Genomic DNA, 500 nt, shown 5'->3' on the forward strand with positions numbered 1-500 from the left:
TATCCGGAGCATTAAAAAGGCTAAAGAAAACCTGATCGATGGTTCGTTATCCTGGGAATATGGTTGTTGCGATCTGGCCGCTAAGAGAGATCTGAACCTGGACGGGGAGTTTTTAATTGGCTACGATCCTGCAGCACGGGCCGATAATACCTTGCTGGTGGGCAAGTTAAGTGATAGCAATGGCCGGTTGAAAGCAGTTATCTGCAACTATGCCTGCCATCCCACTACCTTTGCGCATGAAAATACGCTGATCTCGCCCGATTATGTAGGGGCTATGAGGGAACTCATCTTCTCTCAGCTAAATGTGGCCTGCCTATTTTTACAAGGCGCATCAGGAGATCTTGCTCCAAAAAAACAATATGTCAGAGACCCTGAAATTGTTGACGCCAACGGCCGGAAATTAGGTTACGCTATTTTATCTTCCTTAGAAAACGCTTCTCCGTTCAACCGGCAGTGGACGTTCGATTCCGCTTTACAATCGGGGGCGCCATTAGCCGTTT

At 47.6% G+C, this 500-nt stretch carries 1 protein-coding gene; it reads left to right on the forward strand.

The features are described from left to right. The coding region (locus ACNOHI_RS25710) for a hypothetical protein (protein ID WP_420477554.1) at nucleotides 1-500 on the forward strand (500 nt) is incomplete at both ends.

The sequence above is a fragment of the Noviherbaspirillum sp. ST9 genome (assembly GCF_048799745.1).
Classification (GTDB): Bacteria; Pseudomonadota; Gammaproteobacteria; order Burkholderiales; family Burkholderiaceae_D; genus Noviherbaspirillum.